We start from the raw sequence: 22,693 nt of genomic DNA, 5'->3' as shown, positions 1-22,693 counted from the left end.
ATGGTTTACGGAGCGCTGCGTACGCAGGACGGGGTGGCGAGCCGCGCTCTTCGTGATCATGCGAGGCGTGATCTCCGTACTCCGTAACTCATCGCACAGCCGCCGGTTGCTGCTGACCGTCGGCCTGGCCGCGGCGGCCCTCGTGTCGTCGCTGCCCGCCGGACCGCCCGCCCGAGCGGCCGCTGCCGTATCCGTACCGCCTCGGCCCATGACCGCCGCCGAGATCCGGACCGACGCATGGCTGGACGCACAGCGGCGGGGAGCAGTCGCCGCCGACCGTTTCTTCCGGGACCTGCCCAAGGGCGGTGACCTGCACAATCACCTCTCCGGTGCGGTACGGACCGAGTACCTCATCCAGCTCGCCGCCGACGACGGCCTCTGCATCGACGCCACCATGACCGCCGTCGCACCACCATGCGGCCCCGGCAAGCGTCCGGCCGCCGACGCCCTCACCGATGCCGCGTTCCGGCAGGCCGTCGTCCGGGCCTGGTCCATGCAGGACTTCCCGCAGGGCGAGTCGGGGCACGACCATTTCTTCGCCACGTTCGGCAAGTTCGGCGCCGCGACCGCGCACCGGGGGAAGATGCTCGCCGACGTGGCCCACACCGTGGCCGAGCAGAACCAGACGTACCTCGAAACCATGGTCACCCCCGCGTCGGACGGCGCCAAGAAGCTCGCCGCGGATGTCGGGTGGGACCCGGATCTCGCCGCCCTGCACCGCAAGCTGCTCGCCGGTGGCCGCCTGGACCAGTTGGTCGCGGACTCGAAGCAGGAAGCGGACACGGCGGACCGGGAGTTCCGTACGACCGCACGGTGTGCGAGTGCCGATCCCGACCCGGGCTGCCGGATCACGGTGCGCTGGATCTCCCAGGTGTCGCGCAACAGTGCTCCGGAGCGTGTCTTCACCCAGATCGCGCTGGGGCTGCGCCTGGCCGAGCGCGACCAGCGGTTCGTCGCGGTGAACCTGGTCCAGCCGGAGGACGGCGAGATCTCCCTGCGCGACTACCGCCTCCACATGCGCATGCTGGACTACCTGCACGGGGTCTACCCGCGCGCCCACATCACCCTGCACGCAGGTGAGCTGGTCCCCGGTCTCGTGAAGCCCGAGGACCTCACGTTCCACATCAACGACGCCGTACGCACCGGCCAGGCCGAACGCATCGGTCACGGCGTCGATCTCGTGCACGAGGACGACTGGCGAGGGCTGGCCCGCGACATGGCACGACGCCAGGTCGCCGTGGAAGTGCCGCTGACCAGCAACGCGCAGATCCTCCAGGTGGAGGGCAAGGAGCACCCGTTCCCGGTCTACCGGGCGTACGGCGTCCCGGTCGTGCTCTCCACGGACGACCCCGGGGTGTCGCGCGGCGACATCGGCCAGGAGTACGAGCGCGCCGCACGCACCTACGCACTCGGTTACGCCGAGCTGAAGGACCTCGCGCGGGCCTCCCTGGAGTACGCCTTCCTGCCGGGCCGCAGCCTGTGGCGCACCGACCCGGTGCGCAAGGGCTTCCGGCTCGTCGAGGAGTGCCGCATGCCGCAGTCGGCTCGCTGTGAGCGGCTGCTCGCACAGAGCCCGAAGGCCCTTCTGGAGTGGCGCCAGGAGCAGTCGTTCCGGACGTTCGAAGCCCGGTACGCCGGCTGATCAGGGCGGGGTGGGGCGGACTCCCGGTCTGCCTCGCCCCGCGTCAGGCCCCGGCTCCCGGCGCGGCGGTTCACCGGGGGTGCCGTACAGCGGAAACGAGTCCGTGGTCGCCGTCAGGGCGAGGGGCGACGGGAGGAAGACGGCTTCCCCGTACTTGCCGCGTCTCGATTCCTGGTAACTGCCGTTGCCTGGACGCGTGTGCAACGCCCAGCTGCCCTGCCGGGGATCCATGACGAGCAGCGACCGCACTCCTGCAACCGCGTACCAGTCGCTCTTCTGCGAGATGTCTCTGGCCTTCTCCGACTGGGAGATGACCTCAACGGCCAGCTCCACGTCCGCAGGATCGGCCAGCCAATTGTCGTCGTCGTCCCACGCCTCGGGCAGGACGACGAGATCCGGTGTGGCGTAGTCGTCGAGGTCGCCGGGCATGGCGACCGACGTCACCTCGTACGCCGCGAGTCCCGTCGGAAGCCCGGGGTCCAGCTGCAGACGCAGCCGCCTGATCGTCCCCGCGTGCTTGCCGCGCGGCGTCGGAGACATCACGAGACTTCCCCCCAGGACCTGCACGCGCAGGCCCGTCTCTTCTTCGATCTTCGCAGCGATTTCACGCAGGTTCCCCGGGCGCGGGCGCAAGGACGACTGACCGGACATGGCGTGTGGCCTCCGTCCCTGCGACGCGGATGCGGTGCCCGCACGAACGGACTCGGGGGGAGGGCCCGTGCCCCGTCCTGCGGCGATTCCACCGTACTGCCAGCCGTATCCGTACGCCTCAGACATGAGAGCCCCCCCCCCCCCCCCCCCCCCCCCCCCCCCCCCCGCCGATCCACCGAATAACTACACACCGTTACGATAGATCACCCCTCTGACACTCCGGCTTTCCCACGCATTCGACCCACAGCAGCTTCCCGCCCTGCCCCGGCAGCCCGCTCCTCATCGGGTACGCGCCCCAGCTCTCGGCCCAGAGCGTGATCAGGTGGAGCCCGCGCCCACGCTCGGCCAGGACCGACGGAGCCTCCGCACTCCAGCTGCAGGCGAACGGCGCCGGAATGTGCGGGTCGGTGTCCCAGACACTGAGCCTGACGCGCTGTCGCCCCGCCCCGCGCAGCCGGAGCGAATACGCGCCCTCGGAGTGCAGGTACGCGTTCGTGACCAGTTCGCTGGCCAGCAGTTCGGCGGTCTCGATGAGCTCCGACATGCCGTGCACCCGCAGGACGGCACGGAGGGTGGAGCGGGCCACGCCTGGTGCGCGGGGATCTCGCGGAAGTTGCAGGGTGTACACCCAGGGCGGCGTTACGGTGGCCATGGTCATGGAAGTCTCCGTTCACGGAGGGATGTTGGGGGCGATGTGATGCGTTGCCCAGTGACCAGGTCGCTCCGTCGAGCGGGGTTCTTCCGGGCGGGTGGCCTGAGTCCCAAGCTAGTGGCTGACCACATAAAGTATTTGCACTATCGCCAATTACTTGATGTATGCACTCTTGTGGGTGACAGCCCCATAAGCGTGTTCAGCAAGGAGGGTTGACGCGTGACCGCCAGAGCCACTCCGAACGTCCGCCGCCAGCGCCTCGGAACCGAACTCCGACGCCTGCGGGAACGAGCAGGGCTCTCTGCCACCGAAAGCGCACGCCTGATCGGCGTCAGCCAAGCGCAACTCAGCAACATCGAGGCGAGCCGCTTCGGAGTCAGCCCCGCGCGCCTCCAGGCCATGGCCCGCAACTACCACTGTTCGGACAGTGCCTACATTCAGGGCCTGCTCGACCTGGCCGGGGAACGCAAAGGCGGGTGGTGGGAAACCTTCCGGGAAGTGCTACCCACACCACTCCTGGACATCGCCGAGCTCGAACACCACGCCACCGCGCTGCGATCGGCCAACACCGCGCATATCCCGGGTCTGCTCCAGACCACGGACCATGCCCGTGAAATCTTTCGGCAGGTCGTTCCCGAGTTCTCACGTATGGACATCGAGCATCGGGTCAGCCACCGGCTCCAACGTCAGGCAGTCCTCGACCGCCCAGCTCCGCCGCCCTTCCAAGCGGTCATTCACGAGGCAGCCCTCCGCGTACCCGTCGGTGGCCACCGTGTCGCCAAGGCCCAGCTCCGTCACCTGGTGGAGCAGAGCGAGCGTGAGCACATCACGGTCCAGGTCATCCCGTTCCGAATCGGCGCCTATCCCGGATCAGGTCAGACGATCCTCTACATACAGGGCTCCGCACCCCGGCTCGACACCGTCTCCCTGGACCAGTCCCACGGCCCTGCACTCGTGGATGCCGAGGCCGAATTGGAGTCGTACCGTGTCCTGTTGGACCGCATGGCAGCAGTCGCTCTCACACCGTCGAAGTCCAGGGACTTCGTCATCGGCCTGACCAACGAACTGTGAAGGAGTCCCACATGTCCTCGTACCAGTGGCAGAAATCCTCGTACTGCGGTCAAGGGGAGTCCTGCGTACACGTCGCCGCCCGCCAAGGCTCGGTCCACCTGACCGAAAGCAGTGACCCCAGCGGCGCGATACTCAACACCACTCCTACCGCCTGGGCCGCCCTTATCCGTTCCGTCAAAACAGACACCGACCGAAGCTGACCGAAGGCCGGCTCACCGCGCCGCATCCTGTACCCCCACAGGTGCCCCAGCGAGGGGCCGGTGGCCAGAAGGTCAACTGGCCATCGGGGCGGGAGATGAGACCGAGGCGGCTGCCGACCAGAAATCGGAGCGGACATTGGGGCGGGGGATTTCGACACCCTCGTAAGCGGGGCCGTCAGGCTTGGCGGTGGGGGCAGCCACCTCGGATTTGTCGACACAGGGGGTGGCAACCTCGAAGAATGCCTGCCCTTTGAAGCCAATAATCAGAGAAATTCCAAATCCCTCAGGCGTCCTGGCGAAAACAGCAGGAGATTCTTCATTTGGATTTACCGAGGTAATTTCATAGCCACTCTTCTTCCAGAAACGTTCAACCAATCCCAGAAAATTTCCACGCCGCTCATCAGAGATGACAGTCATCACTGTCCGGCGCCGAGAAAGGTCGCAAATTCCGGTCGTCGTTTCATCGTGGGCCCACTGCACCGCCGGCTTGACAGCCCTCAGCGTTTTATCGAGCACCGTGTCCGAATACTCGGCAGCTTCTTGCATATTCATGCCGCCATCCCCTTTCCCCTCATTATCAAAAACTCCACATCCGGCGATCAGTACGCCGCCCATAACCATAAGGAGACTTCTCCTCACGCCCATGTCACCGCCATTCCTCCGCTTTAATTCTTTCGGGCTGCCCCGCAACGATTAGAGCAATATTATTTGCGGATACCTGATCCTTCTCCGGCGTGAAGTATTGGGAGTGAGCGTCGAAACCACCCGCCTCAAGGATAGGGTGCGGTCCTTCGTCGACCTCGAAACGACGGGCACCGAAAGCCGCGCTGGCCGGGTCCTTGCCGAAGTGGACATCGTCGTCCCCCGAGTCGGCGACGTCGCCCGCCACATACGAGATCAAAGGACCCGCACCCACGGCCATGACACCCACGACACTCTGCTGCTTCGACGGAAGCTGGGTCACCGGGTCGTTGTCTGCCGCTCCGACGTAGACATTTTCTTTACCCACGCCAAGATCCTCAGCCTTGTCGACACCGACGCCCGGGCTGCCCAGCAGGATGATGTCGTCTACGGCCGGAATTCCGCCATCCTGTCTAGCCGCTGTGCCGACGGTGAGCGAGCCGTAGGAATGGCCGATCGCCGTCACGTGTGGGTCATCGTGCCGATTTGTGGCTCCCAGCCCATCCATGAACTGATTGAAGGCTGGGGCTCCGGCCTCAGCGTTCCCCGTCATTCCGACAGTCACCAGATTCGGAGCATCGTAGCCGAGCCAGACGATTGCCGAACTGGATGGGTCATGCATCCGCGCACCCTTCGCAGTGTCCAACCCACGCTTCAGGGTTCCGTCGACGAATTCCTCGTCCAGCTTCGTCCCCAGCCCCGGCACATAGGCCGACACATTCCGCGACGTGTCAGGGTTGCCGTACGCCACAATGGCACGACCATTCCCCTCGTCCCCGACCCCCAACAGAAACATCGGAACCTTCGACGGTTCGCTCAGCTTCCCTTCGATCCCCCGGAGGGCATCCAGCTTCGTCCGGGCATCATTACCGTCCTGCCCCTCCAACTTATTGATGAGAACCGGAAGATAATTTCTGTTCGCCTCGTCGCGTGCCACGGCCGGAATTCCATCGAGACCGCCCACGAGTTCTGGGGCAACTTCCAGGTACTCCTGCTGCCGCTCGTCGGTCAGGCCGTCCCACCACTCCTTGCGCACGGCGGGCGATTCGTCCCACGGAACTCCCTGAGCCAGGTACGTGGACGCCGTCGAACGCACGCTCGCCGTGTCCTGGAACACGTCGGCCAGGGTCGCCTTGGTGACATCGAGCCCCTTGGCCGCCTTGAGCTTGTTCAGAACCTTCGCGTACCGGTCGTCGATCTCGGTGGCCGACCGCACCGCTCGCGCGATGAGGTCCGCGATGGCCTCCGCCTTCGCCGCGTTCGGATTGGGATTGAATTGGCCCCCGGGGAGACCAGGCCTCTCACCCAGCCCAGGCGCTTCCAGAGGGAGCCGCGCACTGCCCTGGACCGAGCCGCCCGGGTGATCCTGCTTACCCAGCAGCGTCTCCCCGACCGCCGCGGGATAGCTGACCGAACCGTCCGCATGAACCGTGAACTTCAGGCTCTCCGCATCCTCCAACGCCTGCGTCAGCTGCTTCTGCGGGCCGGCGAGTTCAGCGGCCAGACCGTTCAACGCCGTACGGATCAGCCCGGCCTCCGCGTGCACATACTGGAAATTGCGGCCCAGCCGCTCAAGCCTCTTGATGGCTGCTGCCGCCGAGTCACTCTCCTGAGTCTCGCGCAGCTTCGCCGTCATCGCCCTGTCGACCCTGGCACGATCAGAGTCCGCCCGAGCCGAGATCTCGTGCCAGCCATCGCCTGCAGCTTCGAACTCCGCACACGTCAGGGCCTGCAGTCGCTGCCAGGTCAGCGTCGCGCCGGTCACCGATGCTCACCCTTGCCCTTGCCCTTGTCCACAGACTTGAAGGACCTGTCCACAGCAGTCTCGGTCTCGCCCATCTCCTTGGCGACCTTCGACAGGGCACCCTCCAGGTAGTCGCACTCACCGCGTACGGCGCCCAGCCGCCCCTCCCAGGACTCCAGCACAGCGGTCAGCGTCGCAACGGATGCGAGCCCCACCGCGCCGGATGCAACGCCCTCGTGCGCGGGACGAAGACGGCTGCGGCTCGTCTGGGTATTGGTCCGCAGCGTGCCGGCAACACCGGATGCGCTGGTCCACGGCCCGCCGCTGTGCTTCAGGCCGTCCTTGCCGCCACCCCTGCCTGAACTGCTACCCGAAGACTCAGGCCCAACCCCGGCCAGCGACATCCGCCCTCCGGCCACTTGACCCTTGAGTTGTTCCCACTCATCCCAAACCACCGGTGATTCCGCCCCCGCGTACTCTCCGCAACGCGAATGCTCCGCGCTGTCACAGTGACGCTAGCGCACCGCTCTGTCCCGTAAACAAGTGCAAATGAGGTCGTGAGTAAACAGAGACAGGATCCCGTAGCACCTTTCGCACAGGGCGTGCAAGGGCAAACATCCTCAGATTCGCTCCCCCGGGCTGGTACGTGGTACGTACTGCAGGGCCCCATGCAGTGCGGAGGTCGATGACGAGCGCTGCGCCCCTGCAATGGCTGACCAGTCGACACAGGCAGGGCTCTGTACATCGATGCGTCCAGCGAGATACACAGGCACCGTTGTCGCCCGCGCTCAGCTTCAGCACCTGCTGGAGCTGAGCGAGCGCGCCCACGTGACGATCCGGGTGATCCCGTTCACCGCCCCGACTACCCGGGCTCGGGCCAATCCGTGTACTACGTACAAGCCCCTGTCCCGAACCTGGACACCGCACAGCTCGATCAGTCCCACGGCCCGGTGTTCATCGACGGCGAGGCCCAGCTGGCGCAGTACCGGCTGCTGTTCGACCGACTCGACGCCGTTGCGCTGACCTCCGCGCAATCGCGCGACCTGATCCACCGGATCGTCCAGGAACTGTGAAAGGAACGACGATGACCTCCTCCTGGCAGAAGTCCTCCTACTGTGCACAAGGCGAGGCATGCATACACGTCGCCGCACACCAAGGCGCGGTCCACGTGACCGAGAGCAGTGATCCCACCGGCGCCATGATCCACACCACGCCGGCCGCGTGGGCCGCCCTCGTCCGCAACGTCAAGACAACCCCGTCGCATGGCTGACATCCCCGCCGGCCTCACCTGGAACCGCGCCGCGCCTGAGGACGCGGAGGGCCCCGGGCCGTGGATCGAGATCGCGTTCGGGGCAGGGGACCTCGTCCACCTCCGCGAGACCGGCGACCCCGACACGGTGGTCACCACGACCCGCACCAAGTGGGACGCGTTCACACAAGGCGTCCGGGCCGGCGAGTTCGACCACTTCACCGAGGAAGCCCCGTGATCACCGGCCGCAAAGTGATCGCCAGCTACCACTGCCGTCGCGGGCCGGTGAAAGAATCCGATGATGACCTCATCCTCGGAAACGATCACCGCATCCGCAGCCGGCACCTGGAAGCTCGGCGACCTGACGGTCAACCGGATCGGCTTCGGCGCCATGCGTCTCCCGCAGAACGGACCGGCGTTCACCCACGGCGACTCCAGCGACCGGAGCCGGGCCGTACGGGTCCTGCGCCGCGCGATCGAGCTCGGCGTGAACCACATCGACACCGCCGCCTTCTACTTCTCGCCCCTGCGGTCCGCCAACGAGCTCATCAACACCGCGCTCGCCCCGTACGCCGACGACCTGGTCATCACCACCAAGGTCGGACCGGGCCGCGACCCCTCCGGTGAATGGACCTGGGCCGCCCCGGACCAGCTGCGCGGACAGGTCGAGGAGAACCTCCGCCAGCTCGGCCGCGACCACCTCGACGTGGTGAACCTGCGCATCGCCCGCAGCCACACGTCCTCGTCCGTCGCCGAGCACTTCGGAGCGCTCGCCGAGCTGCGCGAGGCCGGGCTGATCCGGCACCTGGGCATGTCCAACACGTCGCCGGAACAGCTCGCCGAGGCCCGGGCCATCGCCCCCGTGGTCTGCGTACAGAACATGTACGGCATCGACTCCCCGCCCGAGGACCTCGCGTTCCTGCGCCACTGCGGTGAGCAGGGCATCGCGTTCGTGCCGTTCTGGGCCATCGCCGGTGCCGGGCGCGAGGCGGGTGCGACCGCGACCGGGAGCGAGGCGGTGCTCACCGTCGCACGCGACCACGGCGCGACGCCCGCACAGGTGCGCCTGGCGTGGACGCTGCACCAGGGACCGCACGTGCTGGCCATCCCCGGCACGGGCAACCCGGACCACCTCGTCGAGAACGTGGCTGTCGGCGCGCTGAAGTTCACCGCCGACGAACTGGACCTGCTCGCCTCATGACCGGGCAGATCCTCCGCTGGAACCTCTTCATCGGTGGCCATCTGAGCTCCTCCGTCCCCGTACGTCTCGTCGAACGCACGGACGAGGCGCAGTTGGTGTGGCTGAAGACGGGCACCCCGATGTGGCGTACGGACCTGCCAGGCGGGACGCACCTCAGGGACATCCCGCCGCAGGACCGGCCAGTGGAGGGCTATCCCGCGAAGGCCGACCACTGGCCGCTGGGCAGCGCCCTCATCCACCAGCCGGCCGGCGCCGGGCACGCGGTGTTCTGGTTCTTCGGGCGGAGGCAGAAGTTCCGAGGCTGGTACGTGAACCTCGAACGCCGCGTCCACCACGGCGAGGACATCGACGTCGCCGACCACGAACTCGACATCGAGGTGGCGCCGGACCGTAACTGGCGATGGAAGGACGAGCGGTCGTTCGCCGAGAAGACGGGGCACCCGGCCTACTGGTCGGCCGACGAGGCGGCCGGCATCCGTACCGAGGGCGAGCGGGTGGCCCGGCTCGCCGACGCGGGAACCTTCCCGTTCGACGGCTCCTGGTGCGATTTCCGGCCACCCTCACACTGGACGACGCCGCCCTGCGCCGACGCCCCGGCACGGACGGTCCTCCGGCACCACGGGCCGGGAGGCCCTTCCCCGTCGGGCACCTGATGACGCATCCACCGGAAGCCACCGGCGCGCGCACGGCTCTCGAACAGCGCATACGAACACGCCAGGCCCCGCGAACGCTGCAACGGCATCCGGAACCCATGGCCACCGTCGTTGCTAGCGGTCACACACCGTGATACACAGAGTAACCATGCATATGCGTGCCGATGCCGACTCGAGTCGCGGGTCAGGGCGGCCTCCCCGGTCAAACGTGCGAGATCCGGGTAAAGAGACCCGGGAAGGCGTCGTGCGATGCCGGTTTCATCAGCGAAGATAGAGACCGACCCGTGTCGAACGGCGCGGGCGGCGAACTACCCAACAGGGGCGGTGACTTACATGATCCTGGCAGCCGAAAAGGGCGACATCACCACCATCATCGGCGGAATCGCCCCGAACTGGGGGCCGTTCGGGACCCTGGGCAACGAGGCGCGCATCATGATCGAGGTGGTGATGGCGGTAGCCATCCTGCTCTGCCTCGGCATCGCGATCTGGGGTGCGGCAAAGCAGCGCATCGGCGCGACGGCCCTGCGTGACACGTTCAGCGCCGAACAGGGCAAGGGCCTGATCGTGGCGGGGCTGACCGGCGTCTTCATCATCGGGTCACTGGGCACCCTGTTCACCATCGTGTACGGAATGGCTGTCTGACCTCCAGTCAGCCACTCTGCCCATGGCCAGACCCGTGCCCGCCCCCACACCATCCGTCCGTCGTGCCCACCGGCAGAGGTTGCGTCCCCTGATGTCGAGTCACCACACCGCGCCCACGCGGGAACCAGCACAGCTACCGTCGTACCACGCGGAACTGCACACGGCTGAGGGGGCGTACGCGGCATGAGCCAGGACGACGAGCGCGGCTACGGCAGTGAACCGGGCGGCCGCACGGATGATGCGTACAGCACCCTCGGCGGGACGCGCCAGACCCGCACGCGCCTGCCCGATGGTGACGAAGGCGACGGTTACGGGCGCCGGCCCGCCCGGAACTCCCGTTCGCTGATCATGGTGGTCGGTGTGGTCGTCCTGCTCGTCGCGGCTATCGCGTTCGCGAACCGGGGCGGAAGCGGGGACGAGGCCGAAAGCCCGGCCGAAGGCAAGGAATCGTCCGCCGCGGGCGCGGGCCCGACGGCTGCGACGGGCACGAAGCCGGTCCAGGGCAAGAACGGCACGATCGCGTCGGGGTTCGCGCATGACGAGCAGGGGGCGCAGAGCGCGGCGGCGAATTACGCGGTGGCGCTGGGGTCGGCGGAGATGTTCGACAAGACGAAGCGTGACGGGATCCTGCAGGTGACGCATGTCCCCGCCGTCGTCGCAAGACTCCAGGCCGACATGGCCGAAGCCTACTCTCCCGGCTTCCTTGCCAACGTCGGTTTGAACGAGGACGGCAGCACCCCCAGTGGGCTGACCTTCGTCTCCCGCACCGTGCCAGTGGGTACCAAGGTGACGGCCCGGAGCGAGGACGCCGCCACGGTGGAGGTGTGGTGCACCGGCCTCGTCGGTATGGCGGGGCAGGGCTCAACCAAGCCGGTCACCGCGACCTGGTTCACCATCACGGAGAAACTCAAGTGGGTCGACAACGACTGGAAGGTCGAGTCATCGACTCAAGCAGAGGGCCCGACGCCGGTCAACGGCGACAACCGGGCGTCCACTGCGGACGACATCGCTGATGCTGTTGAGGGATACGGAGGCTTCACCTATGCCCGATAGCCGTCGTCTCCGTGCGCTCCCACTCATGGGAGTGCTGGCGGGCCTGCCGACCACGGTAGTCCTGCTGCCATCCCGCGCGTACGCAGAGCCGTCGCCCACGCCCACTCCTTCCCCCAGCACCAGCAACAACCCCTGCGACCTCATCGTCGGGCTGGCCAAGGACTACTGCGAAGGCGGCGAGTCCAGCGGTGCCGCGCGCCGTTCCCCCACCGTCACCGACGACGCCCTCGACCCCCTCACCTCCCTCGCCCGCGGCTGCGCAGACGCCGCGTCCTGGACCGTCGGCAAGCTCAGCGAGGCCGTGGACGGCACCGCCACCGTCGACTTCACCAACGAGAGGTTCCTCCAGCAGTACGCCGTCGTCTTCGCCGCGTCGACCATCCTCACGCTCGTCCTCTGGCTGCTCGCCGTGGCCAAGCGTGCGATCCGTGGCGTACCGCTGACGACCGCGATCTCCGAAGCCATCGGCTTCCTCTGGCTGACCGTCCTGGCCTCCGCGTTCACCCCCCTCATCCTCTACACCGTCGTCTCCGCCACCGACGGCGTCACCGAGGGCATCTCGACCGCCACCGGGGGCCAGAGCGACGTCTTCTTCGGGTCGTTCGCCGAGGCGCTCAAGAAGGGCACCGACATCGGCGGCGGGCCGATCATGCTGATCGTCGTCTCGCTCGTGTCGATCGTCGCCGCCGGAATCCTGTGGCTGGAGCTCGTCATCCGGGCCGCCCTGCTCTACGTCGGCGCCCTGCTCGGCGTCGTCGTCTACGCCGGGCTCGTCGACAAGAACATGTGGGGCCACGTCCGCCGCTGGGCCGGCATCATGATCGCGGTGATCATGGTCAAGCCGGTCATCGTCATCGTGCTCGGGCTCGCCGGCGCGCTCTCCGAGGACGACGGCCCGAACGCCATGTCCGCCGTCGTGTCCGGCCTCGCCATCATCCTGCTGGCCATCTTCGCGTCCGCCATGATCTACCGCTTCGTCCCCGGCTTCGGCGACGAGATCCAGGGCGCCCGCACCAACCGCAAGCAGGCCACCGACGGCTCCCAGGCCGCCGCGATGATCAGCTCTCCTGCCGCGCTCGTCTCCCAGGGCATCAAGACCCACAGCGGGCGCGGCGGAGGCGGCGACAGCGGTGGCGGCGGCGCTCGCTCCACCAACTCGGTCAGTGGCGGCGTGGCCGCGCACAGCTCCCGCGGTTCCGGCGGGGGCGGCGGATCCATCCCCTCCGCCGCGCCTTCGCCCCGCAGCGGGTCCGGACCCACCTCCGGCACCCCCCACGGCAGCCGTCCCTCGCGGGGCGGTTCAGGCAGCACAGGTAACACGAGCTCAGGAGGTGGGGGGCGTTGACGACCCAGTCCCACACGATCGCGCCCCGCCGTACGTATCTCATCGGGCGCGCCCGGCCGAACGCGATCGTCGGCAAGAACCGCGAGACGGGCGAGATCGCGCTGATCATCGCCGGGGCGTTCCTCGGAATGATGAGCGGGCTCCTCATTCCGACGCTGTCCCTGCGGATCGTCGCACTCGTGGGCTTCCCGATGCTCGCCCTGGCCGTCGTGTACGTCCCCTACAAGGGCCGCACCTTCTACAAGTGGTTCGAGATCAACCGCAGCTTCAAGCGCACGGTGCGCCGCGGTACGGCGTACCGTTCCTCCGCCATGGAGGCCGGGGTCAGCGCCGACGGGCGTGAGGTGGAGATCGGCCCGCCGCCCGGCATCGGCCGGATCAGCTGGCTCGCGGCACCGTTCGGGCCGGACGAGATCGCCGTACTCCTGCACGCCGACCGCCGTACGGTCACCGCCGCCATCGAGATCGAGGGCCCCGGCGTCGGCCTGCGCGACAGCGAGGACCAGGAGGCCCTGGTCGACCGGTTCGGGACGCTGCTCAAGCACGTCGCCAACGGCGACGGATTCGTGACGCGCCTTCAGATGCTGGCGCGCACCCTCCCCGCCGACCCGGACGCGCACGCCAAGGACGTCGCCCAGCGCGGCGACAAGGCCGCCCCCGGCTGGCTGCAGGAGTCCTACGACCAGCTCCAGTCGATGGTCTCCACCTCCAGCGAGCAGCACCGCGCCTACCTCGTCGCGTGCATGCACTACAGCCGCGAGCTGGCAGCCGAGGCCAACGCCATGGCCCGGGCCGTACGCCCCCGGGGCACCCGCAAGATCGACCGCGACGCGGGGCTCGCCGTCGTCATGGCGCGTGAGCTCACCGACATCTGCGCGCGCCTCGCCGAGGCCGACATCCGGGTGCGCCAGCCGCTCGGACAGAGCAGGCTCGCCTCCCTCGTGCACTCGATGTACGACCCCGACCACCCGATCGACCACATCCAGGCGATGACGAAGCGCAACGCCTGGCCGGCCGAGCTGGACGCGGTCGAGCCGACGTTCCTGCAGGCCAAGACCCGTGAGTCGACGACCCGCGCCCCCTGGTGCCATGCCACGGCCTGGGTGAAGGAATGGCCGATGACGCCCGTCGGCGTGAACTTCCTGGCCCCGCTCCTGGTCCACACGCCCGACGTGATCCGTACGGTCGCGGTCTGCATGGACCTGGAACCCACCGAGGTCGCCATCGAGCGCATGCTCACGGAGAAGACGAACGACGACGCCGAGGCGAGCCGTCAGGCCAAGATGAACCGCACGGTCGACCCGCGCGACATCGCCGCCCACGGCCGGCTCGACCAGCGGGGTGAAGATCTGGCGAGCGGCGCGGCCGGGGTGAACCTGGTGGGGTACATCACCGTGTCGTCCCGGTCCCCCGAAGCCCTCGCCCGCGACAAGCGGACGATCCGGGCCTCGGCCGGCAAGTCGTACCTGAAGCTGGAGTGGTGCGACCGTGAGCACCACCGCGCCTTCGTGAACACCCTGCCGTTCGCCACCGGCATCCGTCGCTGACCACGTCGACCCACAACCGAGAGGGAGGGCAGTCACGCCATGCGAGACCCGCTGTCCGCATTGTCGGATGCCTTCACCGCCTTCCTCTTCGGAAAGGTGGAGACGACCCGGCTGCCGGTCCGTACGTCGACGGGCCAGGCCCAGGCCGTCTACCTGCCGACCGCCGCACCGGGCCTCGGCGACTCCGGTGTGATCATCGGGCGCGAGGTGTACTCCGGCAAGGGCTACATCTACGACCCCTTCCAGCTGTACGGGCAGCAGTTGCCCGCCCCGCACTGGCTGGTGCTCGGCGAGTCCGGCAACGGCAAGTCCGCGCTGGAGAAGACGTACGTGCTGCGCCAGCTCCGCTTCCGTGACCGGCAGGTCGTCGTCCTGGACGCCCAGGGTGAGGACGGCGTCGGCGAGTGGAACCTCATCGCCCAGGAGCTGGGCATAACCCCCATCCGTCTGGACCCGACCGCCGCGCTGAACGACGGGATCCGGCTCAACCCGCTCGACCCGACGATCACCACGACCGGTCAGCTCGCCCTCCTCCGCACGATCATCGAAGTGGCCATGGGCCATGGCCTGGACGAGCGGTCCGGCTTCGCGCTCAAGGTCGCCCACGCGTACGTGAACGTGACCATCACCGAGCGCCAGCCGGTCCTGATGGACATCGTGGAGCAGCTGCGCCACCCGAAGCCCGAATCCGCCGAGGCGATGAACGTCGACATAGACGACGTACGGGCCTGGGGCCTGGATGTCGCGCTCGTCCTGGACCGGCTGGTCGACGGTGACCTGCGCGGCATGTTCGACGGCCCGACGACGATCGGCATCGACCTCGACGCTCCGCTGATCGTCTTCGACCTGTCGCACATCGACCGCAACTCCATCGCGATGCCGATCCTGATGGCGATCGTCGGCGTGTGGCTGGAGCACACCTGGATCAGGCCCGACCGGAAGAAGCGCATCTTCCTCGTCGAGGAGGCCTGGCACATCATCAACTCGCCTTTCGTCGCCCAGCTCTTCCAGCGCCTGCTGAAGTTCGGGCGACGGCTCGGCCTGTCGTTCGTCGCGGTCGTCCACCACCTCAGCGACGTCGTCGACGGGGCCGCGGCAAAGGAAGCGGCGGCCATCCTGAAGATGGCCTCGACCCGGACGATCTACGCCCAGAAGGCCGACGAGGCCAGAGCGACGGGCAAGGTCATCGGCCTGCCCAGGTGGGCGGTCGAGATCATCCCGACGTTGACGCCGGGCATCGCGGTCTGGGACGTCAACGGCAACGTACAGGTCGTCAAACACCTGATCACCGAGGCGGAACGCCCCCTGGTCTTCACCGACCGGGCGATGACCGAGGGCTCCACGTCGGACATGCTCCCCGAGGACGTACGAGCCGCGGAGCTGGAGGCGGAGCAGCGGGCGGCGAGGATCGAGCACCAGCAACGGCTGAACGAGTCGTCCGAGTCAACGGTGGCATGACATGGCACGCCAGGCACCATCCCGTACGGAACGCGGCGGTGAGGGCCAGGGCGGCATCCCGGACGGGCTGCTGATCGGCCTCCTGGCCTTCCTGGCCGCGCTGACGGTCCTGGCCTGGACGGCCACGGGGCTGGCGGGCCTGTTCGCCCACGGGGCCTGGCCGGACGGTGTCACGTTCACCCGGACGCCCCTCGCGCTGCGCGCCCTGGTCACCGACCCGCAGGACCTCCCGGGCGCCTGGCCCGACACCCCCGCGGGTCAGCTCTCCGGATTCGGGCTGTTCTGGGGCCTGTTCATCGGCGAGCTGATGGTGCTGGTGGTCCTCGCCGTGTTCGTGATCGGTGTGGTGGCCCGCTGGCGCCTGGTACGGAAGCAACGGGGCACGGCGACGACTCCGACGCGGCGTGAACAGCCGGTGCAGGAGCCCCTGCGGGAGCCCGCGCAGGACACCGCGCGGCCCCCCGCACGCCTGCCCCCACGGTCCGGCGCGTACGCCGAGACCGCCGCACCCCCCGAGCCCGTATCCGTACCCGCACGTGAGCCCACCCCCGTACCCGAGCCCGGGACCTTTCCGGGTGTCCCCTCGCCCCGTGCCCCGTTCCTCCTCTACGACACGGCCGCCGGCCGCCGGCCCACCGTCGTCCAGGCCGTCCAGGACGCCGACGGCCCCGTCCTCGTCGTCACGTCCGACCCCACGGTCTGGGCCGACACGAAGGACGCGCGCGGCAAGCTCGGCCCGGTCCTCGTCTACGACCCCGGCCACCTCTGCGACACCCCGGCCCGCCTCCGCTGGTCCCCGACCGCCGGCTGCGAGGATCCCGCCACCGCCACCGCACGCGCCGCGGCACTCCTCGCCCCCGTCCGCCCGCAGGCCCGGATCGACGCGGCCGTCGCCGACACCGCCCAGACCCTGCTCCAGTGCTGGCTGCACGCCGCGGCCGTGGACGGCCGCCCCTTCCGCCAGGTCCACCGCTGGGCCTCTGGCGGCAGCGCGCACGAACCTGTACGCCTGCTCCGCACCCACCCCAAGGCCGCCTCCGGTCTCGCCGGGCTCCTGGAGTCCGCGCTCACCGGGTATCCCGAACGCCGCGAGATGGCGCAGGAACTGACCGTGCGGGCCTTCGCGGCCCTCTCCTCGGTCCACATCCGGGACGCCTGCACACCGAACCGAGCCGATTCGCTCGTACTGGAATCTTTTGCGCGGGAAGGGGGAACGCTCTATCTGGTCGGCGAACCCATCGAGGATCCCCGCCACCGCCCCGGTGCGATGCCCCTCCTCACCGCACTCGCCTCACACGTGGTCGAGCACGGCCGCCGCATGGCCGCACGGTCAACCGACGGTCGGCTCGACCCACCAATGACGCTCGTCCTCGACGACGTCGCGGCCGTGGCGCCCCTCCCCCAGCTCCCGGAACTGCTGACGGCCGGTCAGGATCTGGGTATGCCCGCCCTGGTGCTCCTGCGCTCCGAGGAGCAGGGCAGGGCGCGCTGGCGGGAACAGCTCACGGCCCCCGAACCGCCACTCCCCCGCTAGTCCGGGCGGCGCACCTCGAACTCCAGCTCACGGGCCACCGGATCACCCTCCAGCAGCACCGACCGCCCGGACGGGACGAAGCCGATCCGGCGGTAGAAGGCGGCGGCCCGCGGATTGGACTCGTGCACGTACAGCCGCACCCGCTCGACCGGCGGATCGGTCAGCGACCAGGACCAGTCGACCGCCTCCTGGAACAGGGCGTCCGCCACACCGCTCCCCCGGATCTCCGGCCGGACGAACACCCCGACCAGATGCGTCTGATCGACCTCCGCCGCTTCCCCGAAACGCACGCCTTCCGCAGGCCGCTCGACGAGCACGGTGACCGTGCCCACCCACTGACCGTCCGGCGCCACGGCGACGAACTGCCGGGTCCGCGTCCCCTCGGCGGCATCGGCAGCCCGCTGCTGCCAGAAGGCGTCGGGCCGGGCCAGCGACTGCTCGTACGTCTCCAGGAACGCGACCGAAGCGACCGGATCCTGCAGTGCGACCAGCCGGAGCTCCTTGGCACGGGCCCACTCGTCCGCCCGGACCGCATGTATGACGTAATCCATGGAGTGATGCTGCCCCGACGCGCTCACCAGGGCAATCGACTTCCGCCACCGTCCCTCACGCGGCCGGAACCAGTGCATGCCTGGAATGCGCCACAGAGGAGGGGCGCCCTAAGTGGTCTGCGCCGTAAGTCCTTCGGGGGTTGATCGGGCAGCCAGGGCGGCGGGGGATTTCTTCTTGTCGGTCGACGAGGGCGCCTCCAAAGCGGCTTCACGTTGATGAGGCGTCAGCGCGTGTCATGGCCGCGGGCTCAGGTGGTCGGCGAGGCGGTCGAGCGGCGAGTCTGCTGGATCAGGACGGTGGTGGCGCGTTCCAGAAGTTCGCAGAGTGAGGCGTGTTCGGAGGGCGTGAACGCGTCGGTGAGTGCGCGCTCAAGGATGATCACCTCCTGGTAGGCGCGGTCCAGCAGCGCCTGGCCCTCATCGGTGAGGGTGGCGATCTGCACCTTGGCGTGTACGGGGGACGTCTCGCGGCGGATGAGCTCCTTGGTCTCCATGTTGGTCAGCACGCTGCTCATGCTCTGCTGCGTCACCCCGCAGGAGCGGGCCAGCTGGGCGCCGGACAGGCCGCCTTCACGCAGGAGGATCAACAGCACGGTGTACTGCGTCATGGTCAGCCCGTAGGCACGCAGTACTGCCTCGTGGTGCGTCATCAGCGCCTGCTCCGACCGCCTGATCCGGGTGCAGATGTCGTTCTCGATCGGGGCTTCCACGGTGCACTCCCACTCCATTAACAGGTCCATGGATTGACTCAGGGACCTTATATATCTACAGTCCTCGACTATAAGGATACTGAGTCAACACAAAGGGCTGTAATCATGAAGGCTGTCGTTCTCGACACCGATGACCACTACCAGGTTGCCGAACTTGATGAGCCCACCGCCGGCCCCGGCCAGGTGGCGATCCGGGTCGCCTACGCCGGGATCCAGTGGGGCGACACCATGGTCCGGGACGGCCACTTCCCCGTGCCGCGCCCCTTCGTCCCCGGCTTCGAGGCGTCCGGGCACATCGCCGCGGTCGGCGAGGGTGTCGACGCAAGCCGTGTCGGTGAGCCCGTCACTGCGCTGACCATGGCAGGCGCCTACGCCGAGGTGGTCCTGGCGCCCGCAGTGCTCACGTTGAGCGTCGGCGACATGCCCCTACGGACGGCCGCAGGTCTCGGATGGGGCGCACCGACCGCCTACGACCTGATCAACACCACCGCACATGTGCGGCCCGGCGAGCGCGTGCTTGTCCACGCCGCCGCCGGCTCAGTAGGCACGCTCGCCACCCAGTTCGCCCGACTGGCCGGGGCCGACCGGATCGTCGGTGTAGTCGGTACTGCCGACAGGGCCGACTACGCCGCGCAGTTCGGGTACGACCAGCTCCTGCTGCGCGAGGAATTCCCGACCAAGCTCGGCGACGACAAGTTCGACGTGATCCTCGACCCCGTCGGTGGCTCGACCCGTTACGCCGGCTTCGAGCAACTCGCACCGCACGGCCGACTGGTGGCCTACGGCAATCTCGCCACGTACGAACCTGTCCTGGCCAACGCCAACGACCTGCTTACGCACGGCAAATCGCTCCTGACCTACAACAGCAACCTGCTCAGCCAGACCCATCCCGAGCGACTCGCCGACAGTGCCCGCCGTGCACTCGGCCTCATCGCCGGCGGCGAGGTCCGCACGGACATCACCGCCGAGTACGACCTCGGAGACTTGGCCACGGCCGTGCAACGCCTCGCCGAGGGCGCAACCCATGGCAAGAGCATCCTCCGCGTCGCCTGACGACATCAGTGCTGAGCAGCGGCCTTGGCCGCTGCTCAGCACGCCGTGCCCCACACAGCCACACCCCAAAAGATGGGCCGCCCTCCGTCCATGCCCGCATGGACCGCTGTGCCCGCGGAACTGACCGCCTCCGAGCGCCACCGGCTCAAGAAGATGGCCTACGGCCACAAAACCCCACACCAGACCCGCCAGCGGGCGACGATCGTGCTCCTGGCGGCACGAGGCCGCGGCAACGCCCGGATCGCCACCGAAACCCGCCTGCATGTGGACACCGTCCGCCGCTGGTGCGGCCGGTTCACGCTCGGCCGGGCGCCCGCCCTGGCCGACCGCAAGCGGTCGGGGCGGCCACCGACGTCTACCGTGCTACAGATCGCCGAAGTCAAGGCATTGGCCTGCCAGTTGCCGACCGAGTCCGGAACCCCGCTCTCGCGCTGGTCATGCCCCGAGCTCGCGCGCGAGGCCGTCACCCGGGCCATCACCGAGACGATCTCCGCCTCCACAGTGCGGCGCTGGCTCCGAGACGATGCACTCAAGCCCTGGCAGTACCGTTCCTGGATCTTCATTCGCGACCCAGACTTCCGCGTCACCGCTCAACGGGTCCTGGACCTGTACGCCCGCACCTTCGACGGCGCCCCGCTCGGCGAAGACGAGTACGTCATCTCCGCGGATGAGAAGACCTCCGTCCAGGCCCGCTGTCGCTGCCATCCCACACTGGCCCCGGGCCAGGCCCGAGCGATGCGCGTCAACCACGAGTACGGCCGCGGCGGCGCGTTGGCCTACCTCGCTGCCTACGACATCCACCCAGCCACGGTCTTCGGCCGCTGTGAACAGACCACCGGCATCGTGCCGTTCATGAAACTGGTCGAGCGAGTGATGACCAGCGAGCCTTACGCCAGCGCGAAACGCGTGTTCTGGATCGTCGACAACGGCTCCTCGCGTCGCGGCAAGAAAGCAGCCGACCGGCCGGCCTCCAGGTTCCCGAATGCCGTCATGGTCCACACGCCCGTCCACGCCTCCTGGCTGAACCAGATGGAGATCTTCTTCTCCATCGTGCAGCGCAAGGTCGTGTCACCCAACGACTTCACAGACCTCGATCAGGTCCGAAAACGGCTCCGCGCATTCGACGACCGCTACAACGCCACGGCACAGCCCTTCCAGTGGAAGTTCACCACCACCGACCTGGACGATCTACTGGCCGGACTCGACCGACACCAACCCGGCCGGCACGAAGAATCCTCCACCGCGCTCGCTGCCTGATCAACCCCCGAAGGACTTCCGGCGCCGACCACCAAGGGGGCGGTGAGGCCGGGGTTCCGTGGTTCGACCGCGACGCCGGGAAGGAGGAGAACCACTCCTTTCCACTCTCAACTTATAGCCCACCAGGGGGCTTGCGGCAAGGCCCCCGTGGTGCCGCAGAATGACCGACCGAAGTCAGGACCTGCGGTAATGGCAGATGCCGTACGGACGGCCGGCCGCACTCCAATCTCGTTGAATGGGCGTTCTGAATGATTGACGTGATCGTGGTCGGCGGCGGACCGACCGGCTTGATGCTGGCCGCGGAACTGCGGCTGCACAGTGTGCGGACGGTCGTGCTGGAGAAGCTGACCGAGCCGACCAAGGAGTCCCGCGGTCAGGGCCTGCACGCGCGCAGCGTCGAGTTGATGGATCAGCGCGGCCTGCTCGACCGGTTCCTCGCGGTCAGTGAGAAGTTCCAGGTCGGCGGGCTCTTCGGCGGCATCATGAAGCCGTGGCCCGACCGGTTGGACACGGCCCACCCGTACGGCGTCGCCACCCCCCAGCCGGTCACCGAACGGCTGCTGAACGAGCGCGCCCTCGAACTCGGTACGGAGATCCGGCGCGGCTGTGAGGTGGCCGGCCTGAGCCAGGACGAGAACGGTGAACGTCGAGCTCACAGACGGCACACATCTGCGCTCGCGCTACCTCGTCGGCTGCGACGGCGGACGCAGTCCGGTGCGCAAACAGCTCGGCGTCGGCTTTCCCGGCGAACCCGCAAGGGTCGAGACGCTGCTGGGCGACATGGAGGTGACGGCGGACCCGGCGACGATCGCCGCCGTCGTCGAGGAAGTACGCAAGACCCAGCTGCGGTTCGGCGTCGCCCCCGGCAGTGACGGGGTGGCCCGCATCGTCGTGCCCGCCGACGGGGTGTCCGAGGACCGCACGACCGCACCGACCCTCGACGACTTCAAGCAGCGGCTGCGGGCCGTCGCGGGCACCGACTTCGGCATCCACTCCCCGCGCTGGCTGTCCCGGTTCGGCGACGCCACCCGGCAGGCCGAACGCTACCGGGTCGGCCGGGTGCTGCTGGCCGGCGACGCGGCACACATCCACCCGCCGACCGGCGGACAGGGGATGAACCTCGGCGTGCAGGACGCCTTCAACCTCGGCTGGAAGCTGGCCGCCGCGGTCGCCGGCTGGGCCCCGGACGACCTCCTCGACAGCTACCACGCCGAACGGCACCCGGTGGGCGCCCGCGTACTGGCCAACACCCGCGCGCAGATGACACTGCTGGGGACCGACCCGGGTGCGACCGCGCTGCGGGAGCTGTTCACGAAGCTGCTGGACTTCGAGGAGGTGAACCGGTACGTGACCGGGATGATCACCGCGGTCGACGTGAGCTACGACTTCGGCGAAGGGCACGAACTGCTCGGCCGTCGGATGCGGGACGTACAGCTGAAGCAGGGGCGCCTCTACGAACTGATGCGCGAGGGCCGCGGACTGCTGCTCGACCGGACCGGCCGGCTCTCGGTGGCGGGCTGGACGGACCGGGTCGACCACGTCGCCGACGGCAGCGAGGACGTGGACGTACCGGCCGTACTGCTGCGGCCGGACGGCCATGTGGCGTGGGTCGGTGAGGACCAGCAGGACCTGCTCGAACGGCTGCCCCGGTGGTTCGGCACCGCCACCGGCTGAGCACACGGACGCGGCCTGAGAAGCCTCCGGTTCCCGCCGGGGCCTGGGGCCGGTGGGCATGCTGTCCCCCGGATCCCCCGGATCCAGGACGGCCACGCCGCCGGCCCTCCCCGTGCCGTGACGGC

23 protein-coding genes and 2 pseudogenes are annotated in these 22,693 nt (G+C 68.4%); 18 read left to right on the top strand and 7 right to left on the bottom strand.

The features are described from left to right. Nucleotides 1-58: 58 nt before the first annotated feature. Nucleotides 59-1,642 carry an adenosine deaminase gene (locus OG524_RS19900; protein ID WP_405811367.1) on the top strand — a complete coding sequence of 528 codons (1,584 nt, stop codon included), beginning with the start codon at nucleotides 59-61 and terminating at the stop codon, nucleotides 1,640-1,642. On the opposite strand, the gene OG524_RS19895 is transcribed toward OG524_RS19900, so the two are convergent. Continuing rightward, nucleotides 1,643-2,293 carry a Uma2 family endonuclease gene (locus OG524_RS19895; RefSeq protein ID WP_405389514.1) on the bottom strand — a complete coding sequence of 217 codons (651 nt, stop codon included), beginning with the start codon at nucleotides 2,291-2,293 and terminating at the stop codon, nucleotides 1,643-1,645. Between the two features lie 193 nt (nucleotides 2,294-2,486). Further along, a complete protein-coding gene (locus OG524_RS19890; RefSeq protein WP_405389515.1) occupies nucleotides 2,487-2,951 on the bottom strand; it encodes an ATP-binding protein in 465 nt (154 codons plus the stop codon). Nucleotides 2,952-3,164: 213 nt separating this feature from the next. On the opposite strand from OG524_RS19890, the gene OG524_RS19885 reads away from it, so the two are divergent. Further along, complete coding sequence (locus OG524_RS19885) at nucleotides 3,165-4,016, top strand: helix-turn-helix transcriptional regulator (protein ID WP_405811364.1); 852 nt, start codon at nucleotides 3,165-3,167, stop codon at nucleotides 4,014-4,016. An 11-nt stretch (nucleotides 4,017-4,027) separates the two neighbouring features. Continuing rightward, nucleotides 4,028-4,216, top strand: a complete 189-nt coding sequence (locus OG524_RS19880; RefSeq protein WP_405389517.1) for a DUF397 domain-containing protein — start codon at nucleotides 4,028-4,030, stop codon at nucleotides 4,214-4,216. 72 nt (nucleotides 4,217-4,288) lie between these two features. On the opposite strand, the gene OG524_RS19875 is transcribed toward OG524_RS19880, so the two are convergent. The 3 genes from OG524_RS19875 to OG524_RS19865 are packed head-to-tail and all read right to left on the bottom strand — an operon-like array spanning nucleotide 4,289 to nucleotide 6,856. Continuing rightward, on the bottom strand, nucleotides 4,289-4,831 hold the full coding sequence (locus tag OG524_RS19875) for a hypothetical protein (RefSeq protein ID WP_405811362.1): 543 nt from the start codon (nucleotides 4,829-4,831) through the stop codon (nucleotides 4,289-4,291). Nucleotides 4,832-4,862: 31 nt separating this feature from the next. Further along, entirely contained in the window at nucleotides 4,863-6,662 is a 1,800-nt protein-coding gene (locus OG524_RS19870) for an alpha/beta hydrolase (protein WP_405389519.1), read from the bottom strand. Continuing rightward, nucleotides 6,659-6,856 carry a hypothetical protein gene (locus OG524_RS19865; RefSeq protein ID WP_405389520.1) on the bottom strand — a complete coding sequence of 66 codons (198 nt, stop codon included), beginning with the start codon at nucleotides 6,854-6,856 and terminating at the stop codon, nucleotides 6,659-6,661. Before OG524_RS19865 ends, OG524_RS19870 begins: the two co-directional genes overlap by 4 nt. A 493-nt stretch (nucleotides 6,857-7,349) precedes the next feature. On the opposite strand from OG524_RS19865, the pseudogene OG524_RS19860 reads away from it, so the two are divergent. The 11 genes and pseudogenes from OG524_RS19860 to OG524_RS19810 all read left to right on the top strand — a co-directional run bounded on the left by OG524_RS19860 (nucleotide 7,350) and on the right by OG524_RS19810 (nucleotide 17,323). Then, a pseudogene (locus tag OG524_RS19860) lies at nucleotides 7,350-7,714 on the top strand (Scr1 family TA system antitoxin-like transcriptional regulator). Nucleotides 7,715-7,725: 11 nt separating this feature from the next. Next, nucleotides 7,726-7,911 carry a DUF397 domain-containing protein gene (locus tag OG524_RS19855; protein WP_405811360.1) on the top strand — a complete coding sequence of 62 codons (186 nt, stop codon included), beginning with the start codon at nucleotides 7,726-7,728 and terminating at the stop codon, nucleotides 7,909-7,911. Then, nucleotides 7,904-8,128 (top strand): DUF397 domain-containing protein, encoded by a 225-nt coding sequence (locus tag OG524_RS19850; protein ID WP_405811358.1) that lies wholly within the window; start codon nucleotides 7,904-7,906, stop codon nucleotides 8,126-8,128. Before OG524_RS19855 ends, OG524_RS19850 begins: the two co-directional genes overlap by 8 nt. A gap of 60 nt (nucleotides 8,129-8,188) precedes the next feature. Then, nucleotides 8,189-9,091, top strand: coding sequence for an aldo/keto reductase (locus tag OG524_RS19845; protein WP_405811356.1), 903 nt, complete (start codon nucleotides 8,189-8,191; stop codon nucleotides 9,089-9,091). After that, complete coding sequence (locus OG524_RS19840) at nucleotides 9,088-9,744, top strand: DUF402 domain-containing protein (RefSeq protein WP_405811354.1); 657 nt, start codon at nucleotides 9,088-9,090, stop codon at nucleotides 9,742-9,744. The genes OG524_RS19845 and OG524_RS19840 overlap by 4 nt, the downstream gene beginning before the upstream one ends. A gap of 333 nt (nucleotides 9,745-10,077) precedes the next feature. Then, nucleotides 10,078-10,386 (top strand): hypothetical protein, encoded by a 309-nt coding sequence (locus OG524_RS19835; RefSeq protein WP_014047394.1) that lies wholly within the window; start codon nucleotides 10,078-10,080, stop codon nucleotides 10,384-10,386. 183 nt (nucleotides 10,387-10,569) lie between these two features. Beyond that, nucleotides 10,570-11,439 (top strand): hypothetical protein, encoded by an 870-nt coding sequence (locus OG524_RS19830; protein WP_405811353.1) that lies wholly within the window; start codon nucleotides 10,570-10,572, stop codon nucleotides 11,437-11,439. Continuing rightward, a complete protein-coding gene (locus tag OG524_RS19825; protein ID WP_405811351.1) occupies nucleotides 11,429-12,784 on the top strand; it encodes a hypothetical protein in 1,356 nt (451 codons plus the stop codon). The genes OG524_RS19830 and OG524_RS19825 overlap by 11 nt, the downstream gene beginning before the upstream one ends. Then, nucleotides 12,781-14,331, top strand: coding sequence for an SCO6880 family protein (locus tag OG524_RS19820; RefSeq protein ID WP_405389527.1), 1,551 nt, complete (start codon nucleotides 12,781-12,783; stop codon nucleotides 14,329-14,331). The genes OG524_RS19825 and OG524_RS19820 overlap by 4 nt, the downstream gene beginning before the upstream one ends. 39 nt (nucleotides 14,332-14,370) lie before the next feature. Then, complete coding sequence (locus tag OG524_RS19815) at nucleotides 14,371-15,789, top strand: ATP-binding protein (protein WP_384499409.1); 1,419 nt, start codon at nucleotides 14,371-14,373, stop codon at nucleotides 15,787-15,789. Between the two features lies 1 nt (nucleotide 15,790). Beyond that, the gene (locus OG524_RS19810) at nucleotides 15,791-17,323 is read left to right on the top strand and encodes a type VI secretion protein (RefSeq protein ID WP_405811349.1); all 1,533 of its coding nucleotides are present in this window, start codon (nucleotides 15,791-15,793) and stop codon (nucleotides 17,321-17,323) included. Here OG524_RS19810 and OG524_RS19805 read toward each other — a convergent pair. Both OG524_RS19805 and OG524_RS19800 read right to left on the bottom strand, forming a co-directional pair. After that, complete coding sequence (locus OG524_RS19805) at nucleotides 17,320-17,874, bottom strand: GNAT family N-acetyltransferase (protein ID WP_405811347.1); 555 nt, start codon at nucleotides 17,872-17,874, stop codon at nucleotides 17,320-17,322. The two genes, OG524_RS19810 and OG524_RS19805, sit on opposite strands and share 4 nt — an antisense overlap. Nucleotides 17,875-18,122: 248 nt before the next feature. Continuing rightward, nucleotides 18,123-18,614, bottom strand: coding sequence for a MarR family winged helix-turn-helix transcriptional regulator (locus tag OG524_RS19800; RefSeq protein WP_405811345.1), 492 nt, complete (start codon nucleotides 18,612-18,614; stop codon nucleotides 18,123-18,125). A gap of 75 nt (nucleotides 18,615-18,689) precedes the next feature. Between OG524_RS19800 and OG524_RS19795 the strand changes: the two genes are divergently transcribed. The 4 genes and pseudogenes from OG524_RS19795 to OG524_RS19780 all read left to right on the top strand — a co-directional run bounded on the left by OG524_RS19795 (nucleotide 18,690) and on the right by OG524_RS19780 (nucleotide 22,568). Continuing rightward, nucleotides 18,690-19,637, top strand: a complete 948-nt coding sequence (locus tag OG524_RS19795; RefSeq protein ID WP_405389531.1) for a zinc-binding alcohol dehydrogenase family protein — start codon at nucleotides 18,690-18,692, stop codon at nucleotides 19,635-19,637. Nucleotides 19,638-19,727: 90 nt separating this feature from the next. Then, nucleotides 19,728-20,894, top strand: a complete 1,167-nt coding sequence (locus OG524_RS19790; RefSeq protein WP_405811343.1) for an IS630 family transposase — start codon at nucleotides 19,728-19,730, stop codon at nucleotides 20,892-20,894. Nucleotides 20,895-21,142: 248 nt separating this feature from the next. Then, nucleotides 21,143-22,082 (top strand): annotated as a pseudogene (locus OG524_RS19785) (FAD-dependent monooxygenase); the annotation flags it as partial. Between the two features lie 72 nt (nucleotides 22,083-22,154). Continuing rightward, nucleotides 22,155-22,568, top strand: a complete 414-nt coding sequence (locus OG524_RS19780) for a hypothetical protein (RefSeq protein WP_405812479.1) — start codon at nucleotides 22,155-22,157, stop codon at nucleotides 22,566-22,568. The last annotated feature ends 125 nt before the right edge of the window (nucleotides 22,569-22,693 follow it).

The organism is Streptomyces sp. NBC_01520, from assembly GCF_045040375.1.
In the GTDB taxonomy this organism is placed as follows: domain Bacteria; phylum Actinomycetota; class Actinomycetes; order Streptomycetales; family Streptomycetaceae; genus Streptomyces.
Note: the sequence above shows the minus strand (reverse complement) of the source record. Positions and strands in the feature narration are given on the sequence as shown.